The sequence below is a fragment of the Pseudomonas sp. 58 R 12 genome (assembly GCF_900005865.1).
Taxonomy (GTDB): Bacteria; Pseudomonadota; Gammaproteobacteria; order Pseudomonadales; family Pseudomonadaceae; genus Aquipseudomonas; species Aquipseudomonas tritici.
This window is the reverse complement of the sequence record NZ_CVTP01000028.1, coordinates 747,184-771,575: the sequence shown is the minus strand read 5'-3', so window position 1 is coordinate 771,575 and position 24,392 is coordinate 747,184. Positions and strand designations below refer to the sequence as shown.

The 24,392-nt window shown below is 61.6% G+C and carries 26 protein-coding genes and 1 pseudogene; 16 read left to right on the top strand and 11 right to left on the bottom strand.

Annotation, left to right across the window (positions count from 1 at the left end; translation table 11 throughout):
- Window positions 1–108: 108 nt before the first annotated feature.
- Window positions 109–624 (top strand): DUF2062 domain-containing protein, encoded by a 516-nt coding sequence (locus BFP95_RS27900; protein WP_012724913.1) that lies wholly within the window; start codon window positions 109–111, stop codon window positions 622–624.
- A 44-nt stretch (window positions 625–668) separates the two neighbouring features.
- On the opposite strand, the pseudogene BFP95_RS27895 reads toward BFP95_RS27900, so the two are convergent.
- Window positions 669–1,208: pseudogene (locus BFP95_RS27895) on the bottom strand (ATP-binding protein); the annotation flags it as partial.
- A 338-nt stretch (window positions 1,209–1,546) separates the two neighbouring features.
- Here BFP95_RS27895 and BFP95_RS27890 point away from each other — a divergent pair.
- From BFP95_RS27890 to BFP95_RS27875, 4 genes are all read left to right on the top strand, one after another.
- Window positions 1,547–4,300, top strand: coding sequence for a response regulator (locus BFP95_RS27890; protein WP_065881915.1), 2,754 nt, complete (start codon window positions 1,547–1,549; stop codon window positions 4,298–4,300).
- Between the two features lie 178 nt (window positions 4,301–4,478).
- Window positions 4,479–5,468 carry a 2-hydroxyacid dehydrogenase gene (locus BFP95_RS27885; protein WP_065911004.1) on the top strand — a complete coding sequence of 330 codons (990 nt, stop codon included), beginning with the start codon at window positions 4,479–4,481 and terminating at the stop codon, window positions 5,466–5,468.
- Window positions 5,469–5,539: 71 nt separating this feature from the next.
- On the top strand, window positions 5,540–5,980 hold the full coding sequence (locus BFP95_RS27880; protein ID WP_065872093.1) for a hypothetical protein: 441 nt from the start codon (window positions 5,540–5,542) through the stop codon (window positions 5,978–5,980).
- Window positions 5,977–6,381, top strand: a complete 405-nt coding sequence (locus tag BFP95_RS27875) for an META domain-containing protein (RefSeq protein WP_065911003.1) — start codon at window positions 5,977–5,979, stop codon at window positions 6,379–6,381. The genes BFP95_RS27880 and BFP95_RS27875 overlap by 4 nt, the downstream gene beginning before the upstream one ends.
- 112 nt (window positions 6,382–6,493) lie before the next feature.
- Here BFP95_RS27875 and BFP95_RS27870 read toward each other — a convergent pair whose 3' ends face one another.
- Entirely contained in the window at window positions 6,494–6,955 is a 462-nt protein-coding gene (locus tag BFP95_RS27870; protein WP_049712698.1) for a TlpA disulfide reductase family protein, read from the bottom strand.
- Window positions 6,956–7,070: 115 nt separating this feature from the next.
- Between BFP95_RS27870 and arsC the strand changes: the two genes are divergently transcribed.
- From arsC to BFP95_RS27855, 3 genes are read left to right on the top strand one after another with little or no spacing between them, the layout of a single operon-like run.
- On the top strand, window positions 7,071–7,424 hold the full coding sequence (gene arsC, locus BFP95_RS27865) for an arsenate reductase (glutaredoxin) (protein WP_065881911.1): 354 nt from the start codon (window positions 7,071–7,073) through the stop codon (window positions 7,422–7,424).
- On the top strand, window positions 7,421–8,035 hold the full coding sequence (wrbA, locus tag BFP95_RS27860) for an NAD(P)H:quinone oxidoreductase (protein WP_065872090.1): 615 nt from the start codon (window positions 7,421–7,423) through the stop codon (window positions 8,033–8,035). The genes arsC and wrbA overlap by 4 nt, the downstream gene beginning before the upstream one ends.
- Entirely contained in the window at window positions 8,019–8,438 is a 420-nt protein-coding gene (locus tag BFP95_RS27855) for a DUF2069 domain-containing protein (protein ID WP_065881909.1), read from the top strand. Before wrbA ends, BFP95_RS27855 begins: the two co-directional genes overlap by 17 nt.
- An 88-nt stretch (window positions 8,439–8,526) precedes the next feature.
- Here BFP95_RS27855 and BFP95_RS27850 read toward each other — a convergent pair whose 3' ends face one another.
- Window positions 8,527–9,198 (bottom strand): DNA-3-methyladenine glycosylase I, encoded by a 672-nt coding sequence (locus tag BFP95_RS27850; protein ID WP_065872088.1) that lies wholly within the window; start codon window positions 9,196–9,198, stop codon window positions 8,527–8,529.
- Between the two features lie 67 nt (window positions 9,199–9,265).
- On the bottom strand, window positions 9,266–10,090 hold the full coding sequence (ttcA, locus tag BFP95_RS27845) for a tRNA 2-thiocytidine(32) synthetase TtcA (protein WP_065890778.1): 825 nt from the start codon (window positions 10,088–10,090) through the stop codon (window positions 9,266–9,268).
- 364 nt (window positions 10,091–10,454) lie between these two features.
- Here ttcA and BFP95_RS27840 point away from each other — a divergent pair, with 364 nt between their 5' ends.
- Window positions 10,455–11,057 carry a Yip1 family protein gene (locus tag BFP95_RS27840; protein ID WP_065872086.1) on the top strand — a complete coding sequence of 201 codons (603 nt, stop codon included), beginning with the start codon at window positions 10,455–10,457 and terminating at the stop codon, window positions 11,055–11,057.
- 128 nt (window positions 11,058–11,185) lie between these two features.
- Window positions 11,186–11,680 carry a SprT family zinc-dependent metalloprotease gene (locus tag BFP95_RS27835; RefSeq protein ID WP_065872224.1) on the top strand — a complete coding sequence of 165 codons (495 nt, stop codon included), beginning with the start codon at window positions 11,186–11,188 and terminating at the stop codon, window positions 11,678–11,680.
- A 92-nt stretch (window positions 11,681–11,772) separates the two neighbouring features.
- Here the strand turns inward: BFP95_RS27835 and BFP95_RS27830 are convergent, their stop codons facing one another.
- On the bottom strand, window positions 11,773–12,954 hold the full coding sequence (locus BFP95_RS27830; protein ID WP_065911002.1) for a CaiB/BaiF CoA transferase family protein: 1,182 nt from the start codon (window positions 12,952–12,954) through the stop codon (window positions 11,773–11,775).
- Between the two features lie 157 nt (window positions 12,955–13,111).
- On the opposite strand from BFP95_RS27830, the gene tusD reads away from it, so the two are divergent.
- The 6 genes from tusD to BFP95_RS27800 all read left to right on the top strand — a co-directional run bounded on the left by tusD (window position 13,112) and on the right by BFP95_RS27800 (window position 16,548).
- Window positions 13,112–13,504, top strand: coding sequence for a sulfurtransferase complex subunit TusD (gene tusD, locus BFP95_RS27825; RefSeq protein WP_065911001.1), 393 nt, complete (start codon window positions 13,112–13,114; stop codon window positions 13,502–13,504).
- A 1-nt stretch (window position 13,505) separates the two neighbouring features.
- Window positions 13,506–13,856, top strand: coding sequence for a sulfurtransferase complex subunit TusC (gene tusC / locus BFP95_RS27820; protein ID WP_065872083.1), 351 nt, complete (start codon window positions 13,506–13,508; stop codon window positions 13,854–13,856).
- A complete protein-coding gene (tusB, locus tag BFP95_RS27815) occupies window positions 13,856–14,134 on the top strand; it encodes a sulfurtransferase complex subunit TusB (RefSeq protein WP_065881903.1) in 279 nt (92 codons plus the stop codon). Before tusC ends, tusB begins: the two co-directional genes overlap by 1 nt.
- Complete coding sequence (locus BFP95_RS27810; RefSeq protein WP_065872081.1) at window positions 14,131–14,466, top strand: TusE/DsrC/DsvC family sulfur relay protein; 336 nt, start codon at window positions 14,131–14,133, stop codon at window positions 14,464–14,466. The genes tusB and BFP95_RS27810 overlap by 4 nt, the downstream gene beginning before the upstream one ends.
- Window positions 14,467–14,480: 14 nt before the next feature.
- Window positions 14,481–15,464 (top strand): glycosyl transferase family protein, encoded by a 984-nt coding sequence (locus BFP95_RS27805; protein ID WP_175406000.1) that lies wholly within the window; start codon window positions 14,481–14,483, stop codon window positions 15,462–15,464.
- 88 nt (window positions 15,465–15,552) lie between these two features.
- A complete protein-coding gene (locus tag BFP95_RS27800) occupies window positions 15,553–16,548 on the top strand; it encodes a glutathione S-transferase family protein (RefSeq protein ID WP_065911000.1) in 996 nt (331 codons plus the stop codon).
- A gap of 104 nt (window positions 16,549–16,652) precedes the next feature.
- Here the strand turns inward: BFP95_RS27800 and cysG are convergent, their stop codons facing one another.
- From cysG to BFP95_RS27770, 6 genes are read right to left on the bottom strand one after another with little or no spacing between them, the layout of a single operon-like run.
- A complete protein-coding gene (cysG, locus tag BFP95_RS27795) occupies window positions 16,653–18,047 on the bottom strand; it encodes a siroheme synthase CysG (RefSeq protein WP_065881894.1) in 1,395 nt (464 codons plus the stop codon).
- Window positions 18,048–19,328: a serine--tRNA ligase gene (gene serS / locus BFP95_RS27790; protein ID WP_065910999.1), complete on the bottom strand. Its 1,281-nt coding sequence runs from the start codon at window positions 19,326–19,328 to the stop codon at window positions 18,048–18,050. It lies immediately after the preceding gene.
- A gap of 16 nt (window positions 19,329–19,344) precedes the next feature.
- Window positions 19,345–19,719, bottom strand: coding sequence for a fluoride efflux transporter CrcB (gene crcB, locus BFP95_RS27785; protein ID WP_065872076.1), 375 nt, complete (start codon window positions 19,717–19,719; stop codon window positions 19,345–19,347).
- Window positions 19,719–21,041: a replication-associated recombination protein A gene (locus BFP95_RS27780; protein WP_049712683.1), complete on the bottom strand. Its 1,323-nt coding sequence runs from the start codon at window positions 21,039–21,041 to the stop codon at window positions 19,719–19,721. The genes crcB and BFP95_RS27780 overlap by 1 nt, the downstream gene beginning before the upstream one ends.
- A gap of 27 nt (window positions 21,042–21,068) precedes the next feature.
- Window positions 21,069–21,692, bottom strand: a complete 624-nt coding sequence (gene lolA / locus BFP95_RS27775) for an outer membrane lipoprotein chaperone LolA (RefSeq protein WP_016975527.1) — start codon at window positions 21,690–21,692, stop codon at window positions 21,069–21,071.
- 54 nt (window positions 21,693–21,746) lie between these two features.
- Window positions 21,747–24,152, bottom strand: coding sequence for a DNA translocase FtsK (locus BFP95_RS27770; protein ID WP_049712682.1), 2,406 nt, complete (start codon window positions 24,150–24,152; stop codon window positions 21,747–21,749).
- Window positions 24,153–24,392 lie beyond the last annotated feature (240 nt).

The following is a 24,392-nucleotide window of genomic DNA, read 5'->3' as shown; positions in this document are numbered from 1 at the left end:
AGTCTTAGCCGGGCGTCCGACATTGCCTATGATGTTTTGTCACAAAGTCTGAATTTTCTGTTTATAGAATGCGGGCATACTTGCCCCTCGAACTGACCTGGACCCCTTATGCCACGGCGCTTATTCAAACGGTACATGCCTGACCCCAGCAGTATCAGGGAACACAAGTCATTACAGTTTCTCGGCACATTGCTGCATGACCCGAACCTCTGGCACCTCAACCGGCACTCGGTCGCGCGCGCGATGGCCGTAGGTTTGTTCGCGGCCTTTATCCCGATTCCCTTGCAGATGCTGCTGGCGGCCGTCCTGGCGATTACCGTGCGCGGCAACATGCCCATCGCGGTCAGCCTGGTGTGGCTGACCAACCCGATCACCATGCCGGTGGTGTTTATCTGCACCTACATGACCGGCGCCTGGCTGATGAACGTGCCACCCCGCAGCCTGCCCGATGACCTGACCTGGGAATGGATCAGCGGGCAACTGAGTACGTTGTGGCAGCCGTTCCTGCTCGGTTCAGTGGTATTGGGACTGGTGCTGGGCGCCCTCGCCTACTGCCTGACCATGGGCTATTGGCGCTGGTGGGTTGCCCATCAGTGGAAAAAGCGCAAACAACGCCGCGCTTAGCAGGCCCGCAAGCGCAAATGCACGCGCAGCCCTTGCCCGGTGTTTTACGCCCACAGGCTGCCGTCCTGGCGTTGCACGGCGTTGCGGGCAATGCTCAAGCCCAGGCCGAAGCCACCATCGCCGGGGCGTGAACCGTCCAGGCGGGTAAAGGGCGCGAAGATCCGTTCCAGGTCCCCGTCATCGATCCCGCCGCCCTGATCCTCCAGCCACACATGCCAATAATCCCCTTCACGCCGGCCATCCAGGCTGACCACGCCGCCCACAGGCGAATGGCGAATAGCGTTGCGCAGGATGTTTTCCAGGGCCTGGGCCAACGCATTCAGGTTGCCCCGTACCCAGCACTCCGTACCTAGCAGGCAAGGCAGGCGCGACGCCGGCCAATCGCTTTCAAAACACGCGTTTTCGCGCAACATGTCCCATAACGCCTGAAGCTGGATATCCTCCTGGGGCAGCGGCCCGCGCTCGGTGTCCAGCCAGGCCAGTTGCAGGCTGTCTTCGACTAGGCGCTGCATGGCGTCGATCTCACGCCCCAACCGCTCGCGCAGTTGCGCCAGGTCTTGCTCACTGTCCCGCGCCATCTGCAGGCCCTGCTGGCCGTTCTGGCACCAGGTCACCTGGAACCCACAGCGCCCCAGGTACTCATGGACCTAGGCGCCCAGCACGGGGGTCATCTTCGATGGTCAGGATACTGGGCAGGCCGATTGATGCGGGATTCATTAGTATCTGCAAGTCATTCTCAATGGCCGATTATTCAAGATTGCCTTGCCGCAGGCAATCGCCACCGGGCGCCAAATGACTTCAAGATTGCCGTATGTCATTAATTTGCAAGATTCCACGCCGCGCAAATGGCTACACTGCGCAGGTGGCGCGGGCCGGATGCCCGTGCCGATCATAGATATCAATGTGGTAGCAGGAGAGTAGCGTGCTGACAAGAATGGGGATAAAAGGCCGCGTACTGTTGCTGACCTTATTACCGACCAGCCTGATGGCCTCGTTGCTGGGGGGCTACTTCACCTGGATGCAGCTCTCGGAACTGCAGACCCAATTGCTGCAACGCGGCGAAATGATCGCGGAGCAATTGGCTCCGCTGGTGGCGCCGGCCCTGAGCGCCCGCAACACCGACCTGCTGGAGCGCATCGCCACTCAATCCCTGGAGCAGCCGGACGTGCGCACCGTGGCGTTCCTCAGTCCGGACCGCATCTCCCTGGCCCATGCGGGCCCGACCATGCTCAACCAGGCGCCCATCGGCAACAGTTCCCATTTGTTGCAGCGCACCGGCAATGACGCCACCCGCTACCTGCTGCCGGTGTTTGGTCGTCATCGCAACCTTGCGGGCGACCTGATCCCGGATGAAGCCGACCGCCTGCTGGGCTGGGTCGAGGTGGAACTCTCCCACAACGGCATGTTGCTGCGCGGCTACCGCAGCCTGTTCGCCAGCCTGCTGCTGATCGCCATCGGCTTGATCTGCACCGCGGCATTGGCTTTGCGCATCAGCCGCACGATCAACTCGCCAATCGGCCAGATCAAGCAGGCGGTGGCCCAACTCAAGGACGGCAACCTGCAAACCCGCTTGCCTGCGTTGGGCAGCCAGGAGCTGGACCAGCTCGCGTCGGGCATCAACCGCATGGCCGAGACCCTGCAGAACGCCCAGGAAGAACTGCAACACAGCATCGACCAGGCCACCGAAGACGTGCGCCAGAACCTGGAAACCATCGAGATCCAGAACATCGAGCTGGACCTGGCGCGTAAGGAAGCCCTGGAGGCCAGCCGCATCAAGTCGGAGTTCCTGGCCAACATGAGCCATGAGATCCGCACGCCGCTCAACGGTATCCTCGGCTTTACTCACCTGCTGCAAAAAAGCGAACTGACCCCACGCCAGCTCGATTACCTGGGCACCATCGAAAAGTCCGCCGACAACCTGCTGGGCATCATCAACGAGATCCTCGATTTTTCGAAAATCGAAGCCGGCAAGCTGGTGCTCGACAGCATCCCGTTCAACCTGCGCGATTTGCTGCAGGACACCCTGACCATCCTCGCTCCCGCCGCCCATGCCAAACAGCTGGAGCTGGTCAGCCTCGTCTACCGCGACACGCCGCTGGCGCTGGTCGGCGACCCGCTGCGCCTGAAGCAGATCCTGACCAACCTGATCAGCAACGCGATCAAGTTCACCCGTGAAGGCACCATCGTGGCCAGGGCGATGATCGAGGACGAGCAGGAAGACAGCGTGCAACTGCGCATCAGCGTGCAGGACACCGGCATCGGCCTGTCCAGCCAGGACGTGCGCGCGTTGTTCCAGGCGTTCAGCCAGGCCGATAACTCACTGTCGCGCCAGCCCGGCGGCACCGGGTTGGGCCTGGTGATTTCCAAGCGCCTGATCGAGCAGATGGGCGGTGAAATCGGCGTCGACAGTACGCCGGGCGAAGGTTCGGAGTTCTGGATCAGCCTGAACCTGCCCAAGACCCGTGACGATGTCGAGGATTTGCCTTGCGCGCCGCTGCTCGGCCGTCGCGTGGCGGTGCTGGAAAACCATGAACTGGCGCGCCAGGCGCTGCAACATCAGTTGGAAGACTGCGGCCTGGAAGTTACCCCGTTCAACAGTCTGGAAAGCCTGACCAACGGCATCACCAGTGCCCATCAGACCGATCAGGCGATTGACCTGGCGGTACTTGGCGTAACCGCCAATGACATCCCGCCCGAGCGCCTCAACCAGCATCTATGGGACCTTGAGCACCTGGGCTGCAAGGTGCTGGTGCTGTGCCCCACCACTGAACAGATGCTGTTCAACCAGTCCGTACCCAACCCCAATAGCCAATTGCAGGCCAAGCCGGCGTGTACGCGCAAGCTGCGCCGCGCGCTGTCCGACCTGATCAGCCCGCGACCATCGCGCAGCGAACCGGGCGAGCCGCTGTCCAGCCGGGCGCCGCGCGTATTGTGCGTGGATGACAACCCGGCGAACCTGCTGCTGGTCCAAACCCTGCTGGAAGACATGGGCGCGCGGGTGCGTGCAGTGGAAAGCGGGTATGCGGCCGTCGACGCCGTGAAACAGGACACTTTCGACCTGGTGCTGATGGACGTGCAAATGCCTGGCATGGACGGCCGCCAAAGCACCGAGGCGATCCGCCAGTGGGAAAGCGAGCGCAGCGGCACGCCATTGCCGGTGGTCGCCCTCACCGCCCACGCCATGGCCAACGAAAAGCGCGCCTTGCTGCAAAGCGGCATGGACGACTACCTGACCAAACCCATCAGCGAACGGCAACTGGCCCAAGTGGTGTTGAAATGGACCGGCCTGGCCCTGCGTAACCAAGGCCCGGAACGCCCAACGGACGGCCTCGGCCCTGGCGTGAAATTGCCGGTGCTCGACCATGAAGAGGGCCTGCGCCTGGCCGCCGGCAAGGCTGACCTGGCGGCGGACATGCTCGCCATGTTGCTGGCCTCCCTGGAAGCCGACCGCCTGGCCATCACCATCGCCCGCGAAGCCAATGACAACAACGCCCTGATCGAACGTGTGCACCGCCTGCACGGCGCAACCCGTTACTGCGGCGTACCGCAACTGCGTGCCGCCTGCCACCGCGCCGAGACCCTGCTCAAACAGGACGACGCCAAGGCCCTGCACGCGCTGGACGAACTGGACATGGCGATTGCCCGGCTGGCGAGTGAAGCAAGGGTCAATGCCTAATGCTCCGCTTTGGATCTGCTTTTGATCTTAATCTCAGGCGCCCCGTCAACCACGCTGGCCGCTTACTTTTGGGTCTTTCCAAACCCCCGTCGCCTGACAGGCCGTAATCGCAGGCAAGCCAGCTCCCACAGGGTTTATGTATTTATTCAGTCAGTCAGTTAGTGCAGAGAGCATTCCAATGCGCGTCATTCTTTTCAGTAGCCAGACCTACGACCGCGACAGTTTTCTCGGCGAACCGCTGCCACCCGGCCTGGAGCTGCAATTCCAGCCTGCACGGCTCAACCTCGACACCGTGGCCCTGGCCGAGCATCACGAAGTGGTGTGCGCCTTTATCAATGACGACCTCAGCGCCCCGGTGCTGGAGCACTTGGCCAAGGGCGGCACGCGGCTGATCGCCCTGCGCTCGGCGGGCTACAACCATGTTGACCTGGCCGCCGCCAAGCGCCTGGGCCTGACCATCGTGCGCGTGCCGGCCTATTCGCCCCACGCGGTGGCCGAACATGCGGTCGCACTGATCCTCGCCCTCAACCGCCGCCTGCACCGCGCCTACAATCGCACCCGCGACGGCGATTTCAGCCTGCATGGCCTCACCGGTTTCGACCTGGTGGGCAAGACCGTCGGCGTGGTCGGCACCGGGCAGATCGGCGCGACCTTTGCCAAGATCATGGCCGGCTTCAGTTGCCAACTGCTCGCCTACGACCCCTTCCCCAACCCGCAGGTCCTGGCCTTGGGGGCGCGCTACGTGAGCCTGCCTGAGTTGCTGGCCCATGCGCAGATCATCAGCCTGCACTGCCCGCTGACCGCCGACAGCAAACACTTGATCAACGCCAGCTCCCTGGCCCAGATGCAGCCGGGTGCGATGCTGATCAACACCGGTCGTGGCGGGTTGGTCGACACCCCGGCGCTGATCGAGGCACTCAAGGAGGGCCAACTCGGCTACCTCGGGCTGGATGTGTATGAGGAAGAAGCGCAGCTGTTTTTCGAGGACCGCTCCGACCTGCCCTTGCAGGACGACGTACTCGCACGCCTGCTGACCTTTCCCAATGTGATCATCACCGCGCACCAGGCGTTTCTCACCCGCGAAGCCCTGGCGGCCATCGCCGGCACCACCTTGGCCAACATTGCCGCATGGGCCGATGGCCGGGCGCAGAACCTTGTCGAAGGATGATCAGCGGTCACATACCAGGCTCATGATAGGCCAGCACCCGTGATAGGATGCCGCGCCTATTTGGAGGATCCATGGCCGAACACGATTTCCGCTTCAGCTTGCTGAGCCCGCAACACACCCTGATCGAATGCCGCGCCCTGGTGCCGGGCCGTTACCAGGTGACTGGCAACGGTGGTTCGATCAAGCATGGCGACGTGCTGATCGTCACCCTGCGTGGCAGTAAAACCCTGTCGATGCGCCTTACCGTCGAAGGTGACGCACGCTACTCCATCCGCCCGGCCGGCCAATGGGTCGCCATGGCCCAGGGGCCGAAATTCGGCGAGTTGGAGATTCACACCTGGAAGGTCAACTGCGACAGCTGCGATGCGGTGCTGGAGTTCGAGTTTGCGGTGGAAACCAAGCTGACCAAAGAACCCCTGCAACCGGCCGCCAACGCGCGCATTGCCGAGTTGGGCTGGGCCAGCGAAGGCGACAAGCACCGCTGCCCGAAATGCCAAAAGGCCGCGCAATGAGAGGCCTGCTCTTGCTCGCCGCCCTCGGGGCGGCCCTGACGGGTTGCGCCGGGGACGCGGTCAAGCTCAAGCGGGATCATAGCTACGTGGTGGAATGGATTGGTGAGCGGCCGTTGATGGATTACGCGCACCTGACCGTCACCCTCGGCACCGATGGCCGCGCCTACGGCAATGGCGGTTGCAACCACTGGTTTGCGCCGTACACCGTCGAAGGCGACAAGATCAGCTTCGGCAAGATCGGCAGCACCCGCAAGCTGTGCGCCGAAGCCTTGATGGAGCAGGAACACCGCTTCTTCCAGGCCCTGCAGGGGGTGCAGCGCTGGGATATCTCACCGATTGAACAAACGCGCTTCTGGCCGGCCGAGGGCAAGCCGATTCGCCTGTGGCTGGAAGAAGGCTGATTTCACTGCGGATTGGCTTTTCTGTGGGAGCTGGCTTGCCTGCGATCACATCGACTCGGTACCACAGACACATTGAGTCGCCTGTATCGCAGGCAAGCCAGCGCCTACCAAATCAGCCGCGTAAAGCCTTGAGCTTAGCCAACACCCCTTCCGCCGTCTGCTCACCCATCAGCTGCTCGCGCACCTTGCCCTTGTCATCAATGATGTAGGTCACCGGCAACGCCTCGCTGCGCGGGATATCAAAAATCCCCTCCGGGTTCTGCGCCAGCACGGTGAACTTGATGCCCAGCTTGTCACTGGCGGCTTTCAGCTCTTCACCCTGCACGTTGTCGAAATTGACCCCGAACACCCCCACGTTCTGAGCCTTCAGCTGTTCGGCCAAGGCATTGAGTTCAGGAATTTCCGTGCGGCACGGGCCACACCATTCGGCCCAGTAATTGACCACCAGCCACTGTTTGTCCAAGCGTTCGGCCGCCACTTTCTGGCCATACTGGTCAACGCCGTAGTCATTACCGCAGCCGCTGAGCAGCAGGGTTGTGATGATCGCCAATGCACCGATCAGTCGCCTAGTCATGGGGTAATCCTTCGCAAAAATGAACGTTGACTGCGACCTATCGCCTCTTACGGTTTAAGGACGGGCCGCAGCGCGGGTAGAATACCCGCCACCTTACGCAAGATGCGACCCGCACATGACCGATCTGACGCTTTATCACAACCCGCGCTGCTCGAAATCCCGCGGTGCGCTGGAATTGCTCGAAGCCCGCGGCCTCACCCCGACCGTGGTGCGCTACCTCGAAACCCCGCTGAACGCCGCGCAGCTGAAAGCATTGCTCGGCAAGCTGGGCATCAGCGCGCGCCAACTGCTGCGCACCGGCGAAGACGAATACAAGACCCTCAACCTGGCCGACGCCAGCCTCAGCGAAGCGCAATTGATCGCCGCCATCGCCGAGCATCCGAAGCTGATGGAACGCCCGATCCTCGAGACCACCAATAAAGCCATCATTGGCCGTCCGCCAGAGAACGTGCTGGAGATCCTGCCGTGAGTGCCCCGTATGTGCTGGTCTTGTACTACAGCCGTAACGGCTCGGTCAGCGAAATGGCCCGGCACATTGCCCGGGGCATCGAACAAGGCGCAATGGAGGCCCGACTGCGCACCGTGCCGGCGATCTCCACCGAGTGCGAAGCCGTCGCGCCGAGCATTCCGGACGAAGGCGCACTGTATGCCAGCCTCGATGACCTGAAAAACTGCTCGGGCCTGGCCCTGGGCAGCCCGACCCGCTTCGGCAACATGGCCGCGCCGCTCAAGTACTTTATCGACGGCACCAGCAACCTGTGGCTCACCGGCGCCCTCGTCGGCAAGCCGGCCGGGGTGTTTACCTCCACCGCCAGCCTGCATGGCGGCCAGGAAACCACGCTGATGTCGATGCTGTTGCCGCTGTTGCACCACGGCATGTTGATCACCGGCCTGCCCTACAGCGAACAGGCATTGCTCGACACCCAAGGCGGCGGCACGCCGTATGGCGCCAGCCACCATGCCGGGCCTGACGGCAAGCGCATGCTCGATCAACACGAAATCACGCTGTGCCGCGCCTTGGGCCTGCGCCTGGCTAAAACCGCTAGGTTGCTGGAGAACGGCCGTGGCCAGGAAGCCTAAGGTCCTGCCCTCCCAGGCGTGGCTGGCGCCACGGGTCAAGGTGGCGCGCACGCTGAGCCTGTTGGCGTTTTTGGGCTTGGTGGGGTTGCTCTGCGTTTACTACCTGTTCGTCGCCGACCTGCACGGCGCGCGGCCGTGGGTGATCCTGCTGATCGAACTGGTGCCGCTGCTGGTGCTGGCGCCCGGCATGCTGCAAGGCAGCGCGCGCGGGCATTCGTGGATGTGTTTTGTGGTGAACCTGTATTTCATCAAAGGCGCGCTGGCGGCGTACGACCCGAACCGGCAGTGGTTCGGGGTGTTGGAGATGCTGGCGAGCCTGGCGGTGTTTTGTACGGCGTTGTTGTACGTGCGGTGGCGGCATCAGTTGAATCGGCGGTTGGCGGCAGGTCCTTTGCCGGCCTGACGTCCGCTATCGCAGGCAAGCCAGCTCCCACATTTGGAATGCATTCCCCTGTGGGAGCTGGCTTGCCTGCGATGGCCTCACCTCGGTCTCAATGATTCACCGTATAGGCCAACATCATCGACAACTGACACATCGGCCGCCCGCTCTCGGCATGCCACTGGTTGAACGCCCCCTGCACCGCCGCCAGGTCGCGCAGGCTGGTCGGCGCCTTGTCGACGATTTTCTGCGCGTTCAACGCCGCGACCACGTCATAACTCGGCACAAACGTGTCCTTGCCCACCATGCGCAAAAAGCGCGGCGCTGACAGCCCGCCCAGTTGGTGGCCGTGCTTGCTCAGGTACTTCCACAGCCCAACGATATCGGTCACCGGCCAATCGGCGACAAACGCACCAAAGCTGCCTTTCTCCTGCTCAATGTCGAGGATCATCTGCGCATTGCGCGGCACGCTCTTGAGCTTGCCCAGGTGGCGGATGATTCGCGTGTCCTGCATCAACCGCTCCAGGTGTTCGGCGCCCATCAGCACGACTTTTTCCGGATCGAAGCCGAAGAACACTTGCTCGAACGCCGGCCACTTGGCGTCTACCACGCTGTGCTTCAAACCCGCGCGAAATACCCGCAGCGCCAATGTCGACAGGTAGCGGTCATCACTGATCTTGCGTAACTGCGCCGGGGTCTTGGGTACAGGCAGGTGGGCTTCCAGCTCGGCCGCCGAACCGAAGCGGTTCAGACAATATTCGTGCAGCCACTTGTAATCGCGCATGCCCTCTCCTGGGATTCGAATTGAAAACGGCGCCCGCGAGCGCCGTGTGTCAGAGCATTGAACAGGCTCAGAGGTTCACAACATTAACGAAGCGCGAAGCGGCGCTCTCATCAATTTTCAGGCTGGTGAAGTCGAACAGGCTGCGGTCGGCCAACTGCGACGGCTGCACGTTCTGCAGGCTGCGGAAGATACTTTCGGTGCGACCGGGCGTCTTGCGCTCCCAGTCCAGCAGCATCTCCTTGACCACCTGGCGCTGCAGGTTTTCCTGGGAGCCACACAGGTTGCACGGGATGATCGGGAATTGCTTGAGGTCGGAGTAGGCCTGGATGTCCTTCTCGTTGCAATACGCCAGCGGGCGGATTACCACGTTGCGCCCGTCATCGGCGCGCAGCTTGGGTGGCATGGCTTTGAGCGAGCCATTGAAGAACATATTGAGGAAGAAGGTTTCGACGATGTCATCGCGATGATGACCCAGGGCCATCTTGGTCGCGCCGATCTCATCGGCGAAGGTGTACAGCGTGCCACGGCGCAGGCGCGAGCACAGCGAGCAGGTGGTCTTGCCTTCCGGGATCAGTTCCTTGACCACCGAATAGGTGTCTTTTTCGACGATGTGGTAATCGACGCCCAACGCCTTGAGGTAGGCCGGCAGCACATGCTCGGGGAAGCCCGGTTGTTTCTGGTCCATGTTGACGGCAACGATCTCAAACGTGATCGGCGCGACCTTTTGCAGGTGCAGCAGCACATCAAGCAAGGTGTAGCTGTCTTTGCCGCCGGAGAGGCAGACCATGACCTTGTCGCCGTCCTCGATCATGTTGAAATCGGCGACCGCTTCACCGGCCAGGCGACGCAGGCGTTTTTGCAGTTTGTTCTGGTTGACCGTAAGAGTGCCCATGGCGCTTGGATCCGCTGGAGGTGTGTGACGAAAAGCCGGGTATTTTACCGTTATGAGCGACCGAGTTCCAATGTGGGAGCTGGCTTGCCTGCGATAGCGGTGGGCCAGTTAACGTATCGGTTTCTGACAGGTCGCCATCGCAGGCAAGCCAGCTCCCACAGTCGACCGAGTGGCGCCTGACAGACCTCACCGCGATTAAGCCCAATGTTTACAGCGCAATTTGCTCTAAAGGCCCTACAGTTATTCCGGGCATCTCTTCCTATACTGCGACTAGAGGTCGCACAGCTATCCGGGACCTTTGAGGCCATTTGGCCCGTGGGCGCTCCGATGGGGGGCGATGGCAATAACGACAGGAGTGACCGGCATGATCCATCACGTCGTGGGGCTTTTTACCCATCCCGACCAGGAATGGCGGGAAATTCGTGGCGATAAAGAAGAAAGCATCAGCCACATGTACCTCACTCACACACTGATTCTCGCGGCGATCCCCGCCGTATCAGCCTTTATCGGTACCACCCAGGTTGGCTGGGTCATCGGCAACCGCTCGCCAGTGATGCTGACCCAGGAAAGCGCCCTGTGGATGACGCTCATGTCCTACGCCGCCATGCTTGGCGGTGTGGCGGTGATGGGCGCGTTCATCCACTGGATGGCGCGTACCTACGACGCCAACCCCAGCATGGCGCGCTGCGTGGCGTTTGCCACCTACACCGCCACGCCGCTGTTTATCGGCGGGCTGGCGGCGCTCTACCCACATATGTGGCTGGGCATGGTCGTGGGCACGGCGGCGATTTGCTACACGGTGTACCTGCTGTACGTGGGGCTGCCGACCTTCATGAACATCGACCCGGATGAGGGTTTCCTGTTTTCCAGCTCGGTGCTGGCCGTAGGCCTAGTGGTACTGGTGGCGATCATGGCGTTTACCGTGATTGTCTGGGGCCTCGGCGTAGGGCCGATCTATACCAACTGATCCGATTAAACCGTAGGAAAGGCCACCGCAAGGTGGCTTTGTGCGTTATGCATGACCATTCGGCGCCTGACAGATTCGGAAACACTCAGCTTTGCGGCATACTGGGGGTCTCTGGAGATATGTACAGCATGCCCGAGCAACTCAATACCCGCGTCGAAGATTGTTTCCAACAAGCCGAATCCTTTTTCAAACGAAGCTTCAAACGCCCCCAGGTCAGCCTCAAGCTGCGGGGCCAGAAGGCCGGTGTCGCGCATTTGCACGAGAACCTGCTGCGCTTCAACCCACAGTTGTACCGTGAAAACAGCCAGCATTTCCTGAAACAGACCGTGGCCCACGAAGTGGCGCACCTGATCGCCCACCAATTGTTCGGCGAGCGCATTCAGCCCCATGGCGAGGAATGGCAATTGATCATGCGCGGGGTTTACGAACTGCCGCCTGACCGTTGCCACACGTATGAGGTGAAGCGTCGCCAGGTGACTCGCTATATTTACCGATGCCCGTGTGCCGATAGCGACTTTCCGTTTTCGTCGCAGCGACATGGTATGGTGGCGCAGGGGCGGCGGTATTTGTGTCGGCGGTGTCGGCAGACGTTGGTGTTTACCGGGGAAACTCGGGTGGAGTGAGGGCCTCATCGCAGGCAAGCCAGCTCCCACACTTTGACCGCGCCGCCTATCAAATGTGGGCGCTGGCTTGCCTGCGATAGCGTCAGCTCAGGCTACCCAACCACCTTAGCCTGTCGCAGCTCGCTTATCCGCTGAGCACTAAGCCCCAACTCCGCCAATACCTCATCACTGTGCGCCCCCACTGCAGCTCCGATATGCCGAGGCGCTGGCACCCCCTCGGAAAACTTCAACGGGCAGGCCAGTTGCGCCTGGGTCGAACCGTCACCCCGAGGCACCTGGCTGATCAGTTCGCGCGCTTTTAACTGCGGATGCTCCACTGCCTCGCTCAGGCTGAGCACCGGTTCGACACAGGCGTCGACCCCAGCAAACAACTCACACAACTCTTCGAAGCTACGCTTTTCAAACTCGACTTTCAGCGCCTGCTTAAGGGCTTTTTGCTGCTCCGGCCTGGGCGACAAGCCTTGTGCCGCCAACTCCGGCCGTCCCAGCGTGTCACAGAGTTGTTGCATGAACCCTGGCTCCAAACTGCCCACCGCCATCCAGCGCCCCTCCCGCGAGCGGTAATAGTCGTAGAAACTCCCGCCGTTAAGCACATGGCTCTCCCACTCCGGCTCCACCCCACACGCCAGGTAACCCGCGCCGGCCATGGCATTCAGGCTGAACGAGCAGTCGGTCATGCTCACATCCAGGTATTGGCCGACCCCGCTCTGCTGTCGGGCGATAACAGCCGCTAACAACCCCACCACCGCATGCAGCGACCCTCCTCCCACGTCCGCCAGTTGCACGCCCAACGGCAGCGGCCCGCTGTCGGCACGACCGGTGTAGCTGGCCACGCCGGCCAGTGCCAGGTAATTGATATCGTGCCCGGCGCGGTCCTTATAGGGCCCGGTCTGGCCGTAACCGGTGATAGACACGTAAATCAGCTTTGGGTTGATCGCCTTCAACGCCTCATACCCCAAGCCCAGACGTTCCATCACCCCTGGCCGGAACTGTTCGAGCACGATGTCGTACGCCTTGACCAACGCCCGCACGATCTCCAGCGCTTCAGGCTGCTTGAGGTCAAGCGCCAGGCTGCGCTTATTGCGATTGAGGTAGGCATGGCTCGCCGAAACACCCTGATCATGGGGCGGTAATACCCGCAGCAGGTCCGGGCGCGTGGGCGATTCGATACGCAGCACCTCGGCGCCCATGTCCGCCAGCATCAACGATGCAAACGGGCCCGGCAGCAAGGTGGAAAAATCCAACACTTTGAGGGACGCCAAGGGACCTGACATGGGCACTCCATTTTTGTTTTGAATGCACACAGACTAGGCAGCCTTGCGCTTACCGGCAATCGCCGGAACGGTCACCAACAGTGACCGTTTTGATCACGGCGGGCTTTTTCGTGGCAGCGGCTTTATCATTGCCCCACGTTTGCTTGCAGAGTGTTCCATGAAGTTCGCGATTGCACTGTTTTCCGCCGCCCACGCGCCCTCTTCGCGCCGTGCCCTGCTGTTCGCCCAAGCGGCGTTGGCCGGCGGGCATGAGATTGTGCGGCTGTTTTTCTACCAGGACGGCGTGTATAGCGCGTCCAATAACATCGTTGCGCCCCAGGATGAGCAAGACATTGCCCGCCAATGGCGTGAGTTTGTCAGCCAGCACCAACTCGACGGTGTGGTGTGCATCGCTGCCGCCTTGCGCCGTGGCGTGCTTAACCAGGAGGAAGCCGCGCGCTATCAACGCAGCGCGGTGAACCTGGATGCACCGTGGGCGCTGTCGGGCCTGGGTCAGTTGCATGACGCCGCCCAGGCCGCTGACCGCCTGATCTGCTTTGGAGGGCCGTGACATGTCCAAATCCTTGTTGGTGATCAGCCGTCAGGCGCCATGGTCCGGGCCGAGTGCCCGGGAAGCCTTGGATATCGTCCTGGCCGGTGGCGCCTTCGATCTACCGATCGGCCTGCTGTTCCTTGATGACGGCGTGTTCCAACTGGCGCCGCACCAGGATGCCAAGGCCGTGCAGCAAAAAGACCTCAGCGCCAACTTGCAGGCATTGGGCCTTTTTGGCATCGATGACGTATTTGCCTGCCGCCATAGCCTGGCCGAGCGCGGCCTCGCGCCGCCCGCCAGCGCCCAGCCGCTGGACAGCGAAGCGATCTCCCAGTTGATTGACCGTTACGACCAGGTGATGACCCTCTGATGTCGACTCTGCATGTGGTTTCCCACTCCCCGTTTACCGATAGCCGCCTCGACAGCTGCCTGCGCATCTGTGGCGCCAAGGACGCCATCCTGCTCTGCGGCGATGGCGCCTACGCGCTGCACAACCCGGCGCTGCAAACCAAGGGCGTGAAGGTCTTTGTGCTGGCCGAAGACATGCAGGCGCGCCATTTGCCTCTGCCGGACTGGGCCGACAGCGTGGACTACCCAGGTTTCGTGCAGTTGTCGATCGACTACGACAAGGTCAACACCTGGCTATGAACACCCTGACCGTCGGCGCACGCACCCTGGAACTGGACAAGGACGGCTACCTCGTTGACCTGAACGAGTGGTCCGATGAGGTGGCAATCGCCCTGGCCGCCACTGAGACGCTGGAGCTGACCCCGGACCATTGGGAAATCCTCCAGCTGCTGCGCCAGTTCTACGCCGAATTCCAGCTGTCGCCCGCCACCCGCCCGCTGATCAAGTACACCGCCTTGAAGCTGGGCCCGGAAAAGGGCAACAGCCTGCACCTCAACAAACTGTTCAACGGCACTCCCGCCAAACTCGCCGCCAAGCTGGCGGGCCTGCCCAGGCCGACGAATTGCTTATGACCGACTTTGCCCCGCTGACCCTTGAAACCCCTGCCGAGCACCCGTTTGCGCCGTTCGTGCGCATCCTGGGCAAAGGCAAGCGCGGCGCGCGCAACCTCACCCGCGAGGAAGCCCGCGAAGCCATGGGCATGCTGCTCGACGAAAAAGTCGAAGACACCCAGCTCGGCGCCTTCTTGATGCTGTTGCGCCACAAGGAAGAAAGCCCGGAAGAACTCGCCGGCTTCACCGAAGCCGTGCGCGAACGCCTCAACGCCCCGGCGCTGAACGTGGATGTCGACTGGCCCACCTACGCCGGCAAGAAGCGTCACCTGCCGTGGTACCTGCTTGCCGCCAAGTGCCTGGCACAAAATGGCGTGCGCATCCTGATGCACGGCGGCGGCGCGCATACGGCGGGGCGGCTGTACACCGAGCAATTAGTGGAAGCGTTGGAGATTCCGCTGTGCCGTAACTGGCAGCAGGTGGAGACCGCCTATGAGCGAGGCAACCTGGCATTTATCCCACTGGGCGATTGGGCGCCGCAGTTGCAGCGCATGATCGACCTGCGCAACACCCTGGGCCTGCGCTCACCGATCCATTCCCTGGCGCGCCTGCTCAACCCGCTGAATGCGCGGCTTGGCCTGCAAAGCATTTTCCACCCCGGCTACCAGGGCGTGCACCGCGATGCCAGCGGCTTGCTCGGCGACAATGTGATTGTCGTGAAGGGCGATGGCGGCGAAATCGAGATCAACCCCGACTCGGCCAGCCATTTGTACGGCACCACCGGTGGCGAAAGCTGGGACGAGGAATGGCCCGCCCTCTCCGCCCAACGCCACGTCAAACCTGCCACGTTGGAACCCGAACACCTGAAGGCCGTGTGGCGCGGGGATGTCGAAGACAGCTACCCACAACTGGCCCTGATCGCCACCATGGCCCTGGCCTTGCGCGGCTTGGGTCACTCACGTGAACAGGCGTTCGTGGTGGCCCAGCAATACTGGGACGCGCGGGATAAATCGATTTAATCGATCATTCACCTGCAGTCTTTGCGCTTTTAAATCGAACTCAGCCCTTTAGACTGGCCTCCAACGCTTAATAGCAGAGGAGCCAGTCATGGGTTTGCTGATTGAAGGACGCTGGAAAGACCAGTGGTACGAAAGTAGCGCAGACGGCGCATTCCAACGGGAACAGGCGCAACGCCGCAACTGGGTGACCGCCGACGGTTCGCCAGGCCCGAGCGGCGAAGGCGGCTTCAAGGCCGAGGCCGGTCGCTACCACCTCTACGTGTCCCTCGCCTGCCCGTGGGCCCATCGCACCCTGATCCTGCGCAAGCTCAAGGGCCTCGAACGCTTGATCGACGTGTCCGTGGTCAGTTGGTTGATGCTGGAAAACGGCTGGACGTTCGACAAGGCCCACGGCTCGACCGGCGACGCGCTCGACGATTTCGCCTTCATGCACCAACGCTACACGGCCGACACCGCCGACTACACCGGGCGCGTCACCGTGCCGGTGCTGTGGGACAAAAAGCTGAAGCGCATCGTGAACAATGAATCGGCGGAAATCATCCGCATGTTCAACAGCGCGTTCAACGGGATGACCGGCAACACCCTGGATTTTTACCCCGAAGCGCTGCGCCCTGCCATTGACGCGCTGAACGAGCGCATTTATCCCGCCGTGAACAACGGCGTGTACCGCGCAGGCTTTGCCACTTCGCAGCGGGCGTATGAAAGTGCGTTTGATGATGTGTTTGCCGAACTGGATCACCTGGAACAGCATCTAGGCAATCATCGCTACCTGGCCGGTGAGCACCTGACCGAAGCCGATGTGCGCCTGTTCACCACGCTGATTCGCTTTGATGCGGTCTATTACAGCCACTTCAAATGCAATTTGCGCAGGATTGCGGATTATTCGAATCTGTCGAATTGGCTGAGGGAGATGTATCAGTGGCCAGGTGTGGCTGAGACGGTGGATTTTGAGCATATCAAGGGGCATTACTACGCCAGCCACCGGACGATCAATCCGACAGGGGTTGTGCCGAAGGGGCCGTTGCAGGTGTTTGATGCACAGCATGATCGGCTGCGTTTGAGCGGCAAAGGTGTCCGGAACTGATCCGAATTATGAGCTGGCTTTGAAGCACCATCGCGGGCAAGCCCGCTCCCACATTGGAATGCAATCCCCTGTGGGAGCGGGCTTGCCCGCGATGCTTTTAAGGCTTAAACCTGTGCCTGGGCGCCTTCAAACCACTTCAGCTTCTCACGCAACATCACCACTTCACCGACGATCACCAGTGTCGGCGCATGCACTTCATGCTCCGCCACCATGCGCGGCAAGTCGGCCAGCGTGCCAGTAAACACACGCTGGTTGGACGTGGTGCCCTGCTGGATCAAGGCTGCGGGGGTATCCGCTGCCCGCCCATGCTTGATCAGCTGTTCGCAGATGATCGGCAAACCAATCAAGCCCATGTAGAACACCAGGGTTTGCGATGGCCCGACCAGATCCTGCCAAGGCAGGTCAGACGTCCCGTTCTTCAAATGCCCGGTGATAAATCGCACTGACTGCGCATAGTCGCGGTGGGTCAGCGGAATACCCGCATACGCTGCGCAACCGCTGGCCGCCGTGATCCCCGGCACCACTTGGAACGGGATGCCGTGGGCTGCCAGTTCCTCAATCTCTTCACCACCTCGCCCAAAGATGAATGGATCGCCACCTTTGAGGCGCAGCACGCGTTTGCCTTGCTTGGCCAGGTCAACCAGTTGCTGGTTGATCTGATCTTGCGGCACAGCATGGTCGGCGCGACGCTTGCCGACGTACACGCGCTCGGCATCACGGCGGCACAGCTCGAGAATTGCCGGCGCTACCAAGCGGTCGTACAGCACCACATCGGCTTGCTGCATCAGGCGCAGGGCGCGGAAGGTCAGCAGGTCAGGATCACCCGGTCCTGCGCCCACCAGGTAAACCTCACCCGGCGCATAAGGCGGCGCTCCGTTGACCTTTTCGATCAGTAAACGCTCGGCTTCAGCCCCCTGCCCGGCCAGCTGGCGATCGGCAATCGGGCCTTGAAACACCTCTTCCCAGAACGCGCGACGTTGCTGCACATCCGGGTACAAGCCTTTGACCTGGGCACGAAAACGCGCCGCCAACCCGGCCAACTGACCGTAGGTGGAAGGAATCCAGGTTTCCAGCTTGGCGCGGATCAGGCGCGCTAGCACCGGCGCATCGCCGCCGCTGGACACCGCGATCACCAAAGGCGAACGGTCGACAATCGCCGGAAAGATCACGCTGCACAAGGCCGGCGCATCCACCACATTGACCGGCACGCAACGACGCTTGGCATCGCTGGACACTTGCGCGTTCAGCGGCTCGTCGTCCGTTGCCGCGATGATCAGGGTGCAACCGTCGAGGTCGGCCTCCTGATAACCGCGCAACATCAGTTCCCCGCCACTGCCCTGCACCAGCTCACGCAACTGGTCTTCGATCTGGGGAGCAACCACCCGCAACACCGCACCGGCGTCGGCCAGCAGCCGGGATTTGCGCAAGGCAATCTCCCCACCACCGACGACCAACACACGACTGCCGCGCAGGTTATGAAACAGCGGCAGAAATTCCATTTAGCGGATGACCTCGACGCCAGCCATGTAAGGCTTGAGCACTTCAGGCACGCGGATCGAACCGTCAGCCTGTTGGTAGTTTTCCAGCACCGCCACCAGCGTACGGCCTACGGCCAGGCCCGAACCGTTGAGGGTGTGGACCAGCTCCGGCTTGCCGGTTTCCGGGTTACGGAAACGCGCTTGCATACGACGCGCCTGGAAATCACCGCAGTTGGAGCACGACGAAATCTCGCGGTATTTATCCTGGCTCGGCACCCACACTTCGAGGTCGTAGGTCTTCACGGCGCTGAAACCCATGTCGCCCGTGCACAGCGCCAGCACGCGATACGGCAGCTCCAGCAGTTGCAGGACGCGTTCGGCGTTGGCGGTCAGGCCTTCCAGGGCTTCCATGGACGTCGACGGCTCGACGACCTGCACCATCTCGACCTTGTCGAACTGGTGCTGGCGGATCATGCCGCGAGTGTCACGACCCGATGCACCGGCTTCGCTGCGGAAGCACGGGCTGTGAGCCACGAACTTCAACGGCAGTTGCTTGGCGTCGAGGATCTCGCCCGCCACGATGTTGGTCAGCGACACTTCGGCGGTCGGGATCAGGTACAGATCGGCGTCACCGTCGCGGCTGATCTTGAACAGCTCTTCCTCGAACTTCGGCAGCTGGCTGGTGCCCATCAGCGCCGGCGCCTGCACCAGGTAAGGGGTGTAGGCTTCTTCGTAACCATGCTCGGCGGTGTGCAGGTTGATCATGAACTGCGCCAGGGCACGGTGCATGCGCGCGATCGGGCCGCGCAGCAAGGCAAAGCGTGCGCCGGACATCTTGGCGGCAGTTTCAAAATCCAGGCCGCCGGTCAACTCGCCCAGGGCAACGTGGTCCTTGATCTCGAAATCAAAGGCTTTTGGCGTGCCCCAACGGCGCACTTCGACGTTGCCGTCTTCGTCTTCGCCAATCGGCACAGACTCATGCGGCACGTTAGGGATGCCCAGCAGGATCGAATCCAGCTCGGTCTGAATCTTGTCCAGCTCGACTTTGCCGTCGGACAGCTCGGTGCCCATGCGCTCGACATCCGCCATCAGCGGCGCGATGTCTTCGCCGCGCTGCTTGGCCTGACCGATGGATTTGGAACGCGAATTACGCTCAGCCTGCAGTGCTTCGGTGCGGGTCTGGACGGTCTTGCGCTGTTCTTCCAGCGCTTCGATGCGCGCGACATCCAAGGCAAAGCCACGGGATGCCAGGCGGTCCGCTACGTCCTGAAGGTTGCTACGTAACAGTTTGGAATCGAGCATGTCGGTCTCTCGTTTATCAAAGTTTGGTCAAGGACAGGCCAGCCCAGGTGGCGAGCAGCCCGCCGAACACGCTGATGCCCAGGTACCCGAAGGCGACCAGGGCCTGCCCGCTTTCCAGCAGGCGCAGCGTATCCAGTGAAAAGGATGAAAAGGTCGTCAGACCGCCTACAAAGCCGACAATCAAGCCAGCCCGAATTTCAATCGGTACTTCCGGGCGCAGCAGGAACCAGCCGTACAACAGCCCGATGATCAAACAGCCCACCAGGTTGACCGCCAGGGTCGCCGCATAAAAATGCTTCGGCCAGTTGGCGCTGACCCAGGTGCTAGTGGCGAAACGCAATAATGTACCAGCGATGCCGGCTGCGGACACGGCAAGAATCGTCTTGAGCACTACTTTCTCCGCTGTTTTGGGCTGAGTCGATCGAGTTGGGCGAGGTGATTGAGCTTTTCACCGATCTTCAGCTCCAGGCCACGGGGCACCGGCTGGTAGAACGGTTGTGGCTCAAGGTCGTCGGGGAAGTAATCTTCACCGGCAGCATAGGCGTCCGGTTCATCGTGGGCATAACGGTATTCATCGCCGTAACCCAGTTGTTTCATCAGCTTGGTCGGCGCGTTGCGCAGGTGCAGCGGCACTTCCAGGGAACCGTGTTCGGCCGCGGCGCGCAGCGCGGACTTGAAGCCCATGTACACCGCGTTGCTTTTAGGTGCGCAGGCCAAATAGGTAATGGCCTGGGCCACTGCCAATTCGCCTTCCGGGCTGCCCAGGCGCTCCTGAACTTCCCACGCCGCCAGGCACAGGCTCAGCGCACGCGGGTCGGCGTTGCCGATGTCTTCGCTGGCCATGCGCACCACGCGGCGGGCAAGGTAAAGCGGGTCGCAGCCGCCGTCGATCATGCGCGCGAACCAGTACAGCGCGCCGTCCGGGTTGGAACCGCGTACGGATTTGTGCAGCGCCGATATCTGGTCGTAGAAGGCTTCGCCGCCCTTGTCGAAGCGCCGACGCGTATCGCCGAGCAGGCTTTGCAGGAGGTCGACGCCAATTTCATTGCCGTCTTCGGCGAGGTCCGAGGCGTTTTCCAGCAGGTTGAGAAAGCGGCGCCCGTCACCGTCGGCGGCGCTCATCAGTATCTTGAAGCCTTCATCGCTGAGACTCAGCTGGCGCTTGCCCAGGCCCTTGTCTTCGCTTAACGCACGCTGCAACAGCTTTCGCATCGCCGCCTCGTCCAGGCTTTTCAGCACATAGACGCGCGCCCGCGAAAGCAAGGCGTTGTTCAATTCAAAAGAAGGGTTCTCGGTGGTGGCACCGATAAAGATCAGCGTGCCGTCTTCCACATAGGGCAGGAACGCATCCTGCTGCGATTTGTTGAAGCGATGCACTTCATCGACAAACAGGATGGTGCGCTTGCCGTATTGCCCGGCCTGCTGCTTGGCGACTTCCACCGCCTGGCGGATCTCCTTAACCCCGGCGAGCACCGCCGAGACCGTTTCGAAGTGTGCATCCGAGACCTTCGCCAGCAGCCGCGCCAGGGTGGTTTTACCCACGCCCGGCGGCCCCCAGAAGATCATCGAATGCAGTGCGCCCTGCTCCAAGGCTTCGCGCAGGGGCTTGCCGCGCGCGAGCAGGTGTTCCTGACCGACGTACTCATCCAGATTGGTCGAGCGCAAGCGCGCGGCCAGGGGCTGGGCAATCGGGTCACTTCGAAACAGGTCCATGGGCAGCGTTTGAAACCTCTGGGGGATTTATTCCTGGATCACATCGGCACCCTTGGGGATGTCGAACTTGAACTTGGACGCCGGCACCGGCTGGTTGGCCTTGACCCCGGAGAACAGGATATCGGTGCGTTGGCCGACGCTGTCGACCAGGCGCATGTTATTGATCACGCCGTTGCCAAACGACAGGGACAGTGTGTCAAACAGGGTGTCCTTGGATTTCGGCTTGAGGGTGAACTCAATGACGTTGCTGGTTTGCTTGGACGTGATGTCGAAGCTGTCGTTGATTTTCGACACATCGCCCGACAGCAACAGCGCCGGGGTCTGGTTCAGGCGCGGGTCGAGCTTCTTGATGGTCGCCTGTTCCAGGTCCGGGTCCCACAGGGTGACCTTCTGGCCATCGGACACGATGGTCTGCTCAGCCTTGCCTTCCGTATGCCAGTAGAACAGGCCCGGGCGCTGCACGGCCATTTCGCCTGCAGTTTCCTGCAACTGGGTGCCGCCGGCATCCAGGGTCAGCTGGGAAAAGCGCGCAGTCAGCGTTTGGGATTTGTCCAACAGGTTCTTCAGGCTGGCGACGGAAGCCGGGTCAGCGTGAGCCGAAACAGCGGTCAGGGCCAGTGCCGGCAACAACAGCATGCGGATAAGACGCATGGGAGTCCTCATTGAGTAGTCAGGGCGCGCCGCGTGCTGCCACGCGGCACGGGGTCAGTCGCGCATCTGCCCGGGGGCAATGACTTCGCGCGAGCCGTTGGTGTTCATTGCGGTGACGACGCCGGCATTTTCCATGGATTCGATCATGCGGGCGGCGCGGTTGTAGCCAATCTTGAGTTTGCGTTGCACGGCAGAAATCGACGCGCGACGGCTTTCCAGCACGAAGGCCACGGCTTCGTCGTACAGCGCGTCGGTCTCGGCATCATCGTCGCCACTGCTGCCGCCGTCGAAGCCACTGCCGGCTTCTTCAACGCCTGCGAGGATGTCGTCGTTGTATTCCGGCGCGCCGCGCAGTTTCCAGGCTTCCACCACGCGGTGTACTTCATCGTCGGAAACAAACGCGCCGTGCACCCGGATCGGCAGGCTGGTGCCTGGCGGCATGTAGAGCATGTCACCGTGGCCCAGCAGTTGCTCGGCGCCGCCCTGGTCGATGATGGTCCGCGAGTCGATCTTGCTCGACACCTGGAACGCCATGCGCGTCGGGATGTTGGCCTTGATCAGGCCGGTGATCACGTCCACCGACGGACGCTGGGTCGCGAGGATCAAGTGGATACCGGCCGCCCGAGCTTTCTGGGCGATACGTGCGATGAGTTCTTCGACCTTCTTGCCGACGATCATCATCATGTCGGCAAATTCGTCGACCACCACCACGATGGTCGGCAGCTTGGTCAGCAGCGGCGCTTCGTCGTGGATGCTTTCGCGCTTGTACAGCGGGTCGGCCAGCGGTGTGCCGGCGTCCTGGGCTTCCTTGACCTTGGCGTTGAAGCCCGACAGGTTACGTACGCCCATCTTCGCCATCAACTTGTAGCGGCGCTCCATCTCGGCAACGCTCCAACGCAACGCGTTGGCGGCGTCCTTCATGTCAGTGACCACAGGGCACAGCAGGTGCGGGATGCCCTCGTAGATCGACAATTCCAACATCTTCGGGTCGATCATGATCAGCTTGGCGTCATCCGGGCCGGACTTGAACAGGATCGACAGGATCATCGCGTTCACGCCCACCGACTTACCGGAACCGGTGGTACCCGCAACCAGCAGATGAGGCATTTTCGCCAGGTCAGTGATTACCGGCTTGCCGCCGATGTCGTGACCCAGGGCCAGGGTGACCGGCGATTTGAAGTTATCGTATTCCGGCGTCGACAGGACTTCGGAGAAGCGCACGATCTGGCGGTCTTCGTTGGGGATTTCGATACCCACGGTGGTTTTGCCGGGGATCACTTCCACCACGCGCACGCTGGTCACGGCCAGGGAACGGGCCAAGTCTTTCGCCAGGTTGGAAATACGGCTGACCTTGACGCCCGCAGCCGGCTGGATCTCGTAACGGGTAATCACCGGGCCGGGGTGGATCGAGTCCACCGTCACTTCGACGCCGAATTCCTTGAGCTTGATTTCCAGCAGGTGGCCGACGGCCGCCAGCGACTCTGGGGAATAATTGAGTTGTTTCTTTTCGGCCGGGTCGAGAATCGAGATCGGCGGCAAGGTACCTTCGACGGCGCTGTCGACGAACAACGGCGCCTGTTTCTCTTTTTGCACGCGAGCGCTGGGCTCGGGGGCCTTGGGCGGTGCCGGGGCAATCACTGGCGGCACCTGCTTCTCGCGGTCCGACATGTGCTTGCTCAGGGCTTGCTCGCGTTCGATCAGGCGTTCCTTGACCTTGGCCTGTTCGCGTCGGTCCGGCGTGCTCGGGGCCACCACCTCGTTGACGCGGGTGTCCACCTCACGCAGTTGGGCCACCATGCGTTTGCGGTCCACACGGGCCGACCACCAGCGATTGGCCGCGCCCTGGAACAACTCCAGCAGGTCGAGGGTGATCTTGCCTGTCACGTCCATCACCTTGAACCACGACAGGTCGGTGAACACGGTGAGGCCGAACAGGAACAGCGCAATAAACATCAGGGTGCTGCCCTGGATATTCAGGCTCTTGCGCGCCAGGTCGCCGAGGCTTTCGCCCAGCGCACCGCCCGCACCCGCCGGCAGGCCGGTCGGTGCATGAAAATGGATATGGGCCAGGGCCGCGCCGGACAGCACCAGGAACACCAGGCCGATCAGGCGCCACGAAAACAGCCAACCGCTCCACTGCCATGGCTCGTGACGCTGGCGGAAGATCTGCCAGGTCTTGATCGCCAGCAGCAACGGGAAGATATACGCGAAGTAACCCAGCACCATAAACAGGATATCGGCGCTGTAGGAACCGGCAGGGCCGCCGAAGTTCTGCACGTCTTCGATCTTGCTGTTATGGCTCCAGCCCGGATCGTCCTTGCCATACGTGAGCAAGGCCATCATCAGGAACAGGCACAGCGCGCCGATAGCGATCAGCGCACCTTCCTTGAGGCGATAATGCAGGTGCTGGCGCCAGGCCGGCACGACTGCTGCTTTAGGTGTTGCGGCGGATTTCTTCAAAACGGGTCTTTTCCTGCGCCTTTAGCGCGTCCATCTGTTGAATGACTGCAAATACTGCCCAATCCGAGCAGCTGAAAAATGAACGAGTGTCGTTGAATCTACTTTTTACCATTGGGCGATTGCTGGATGAAATGAGGAAAGCGCCACAATGCCCGCATTGTACGGGTTTGTGACTGCGATGCCACGCCCTGGCCCTTCACCCGGCAGCCTAGCCAATCGCGTCTCACAACATGTTCAATT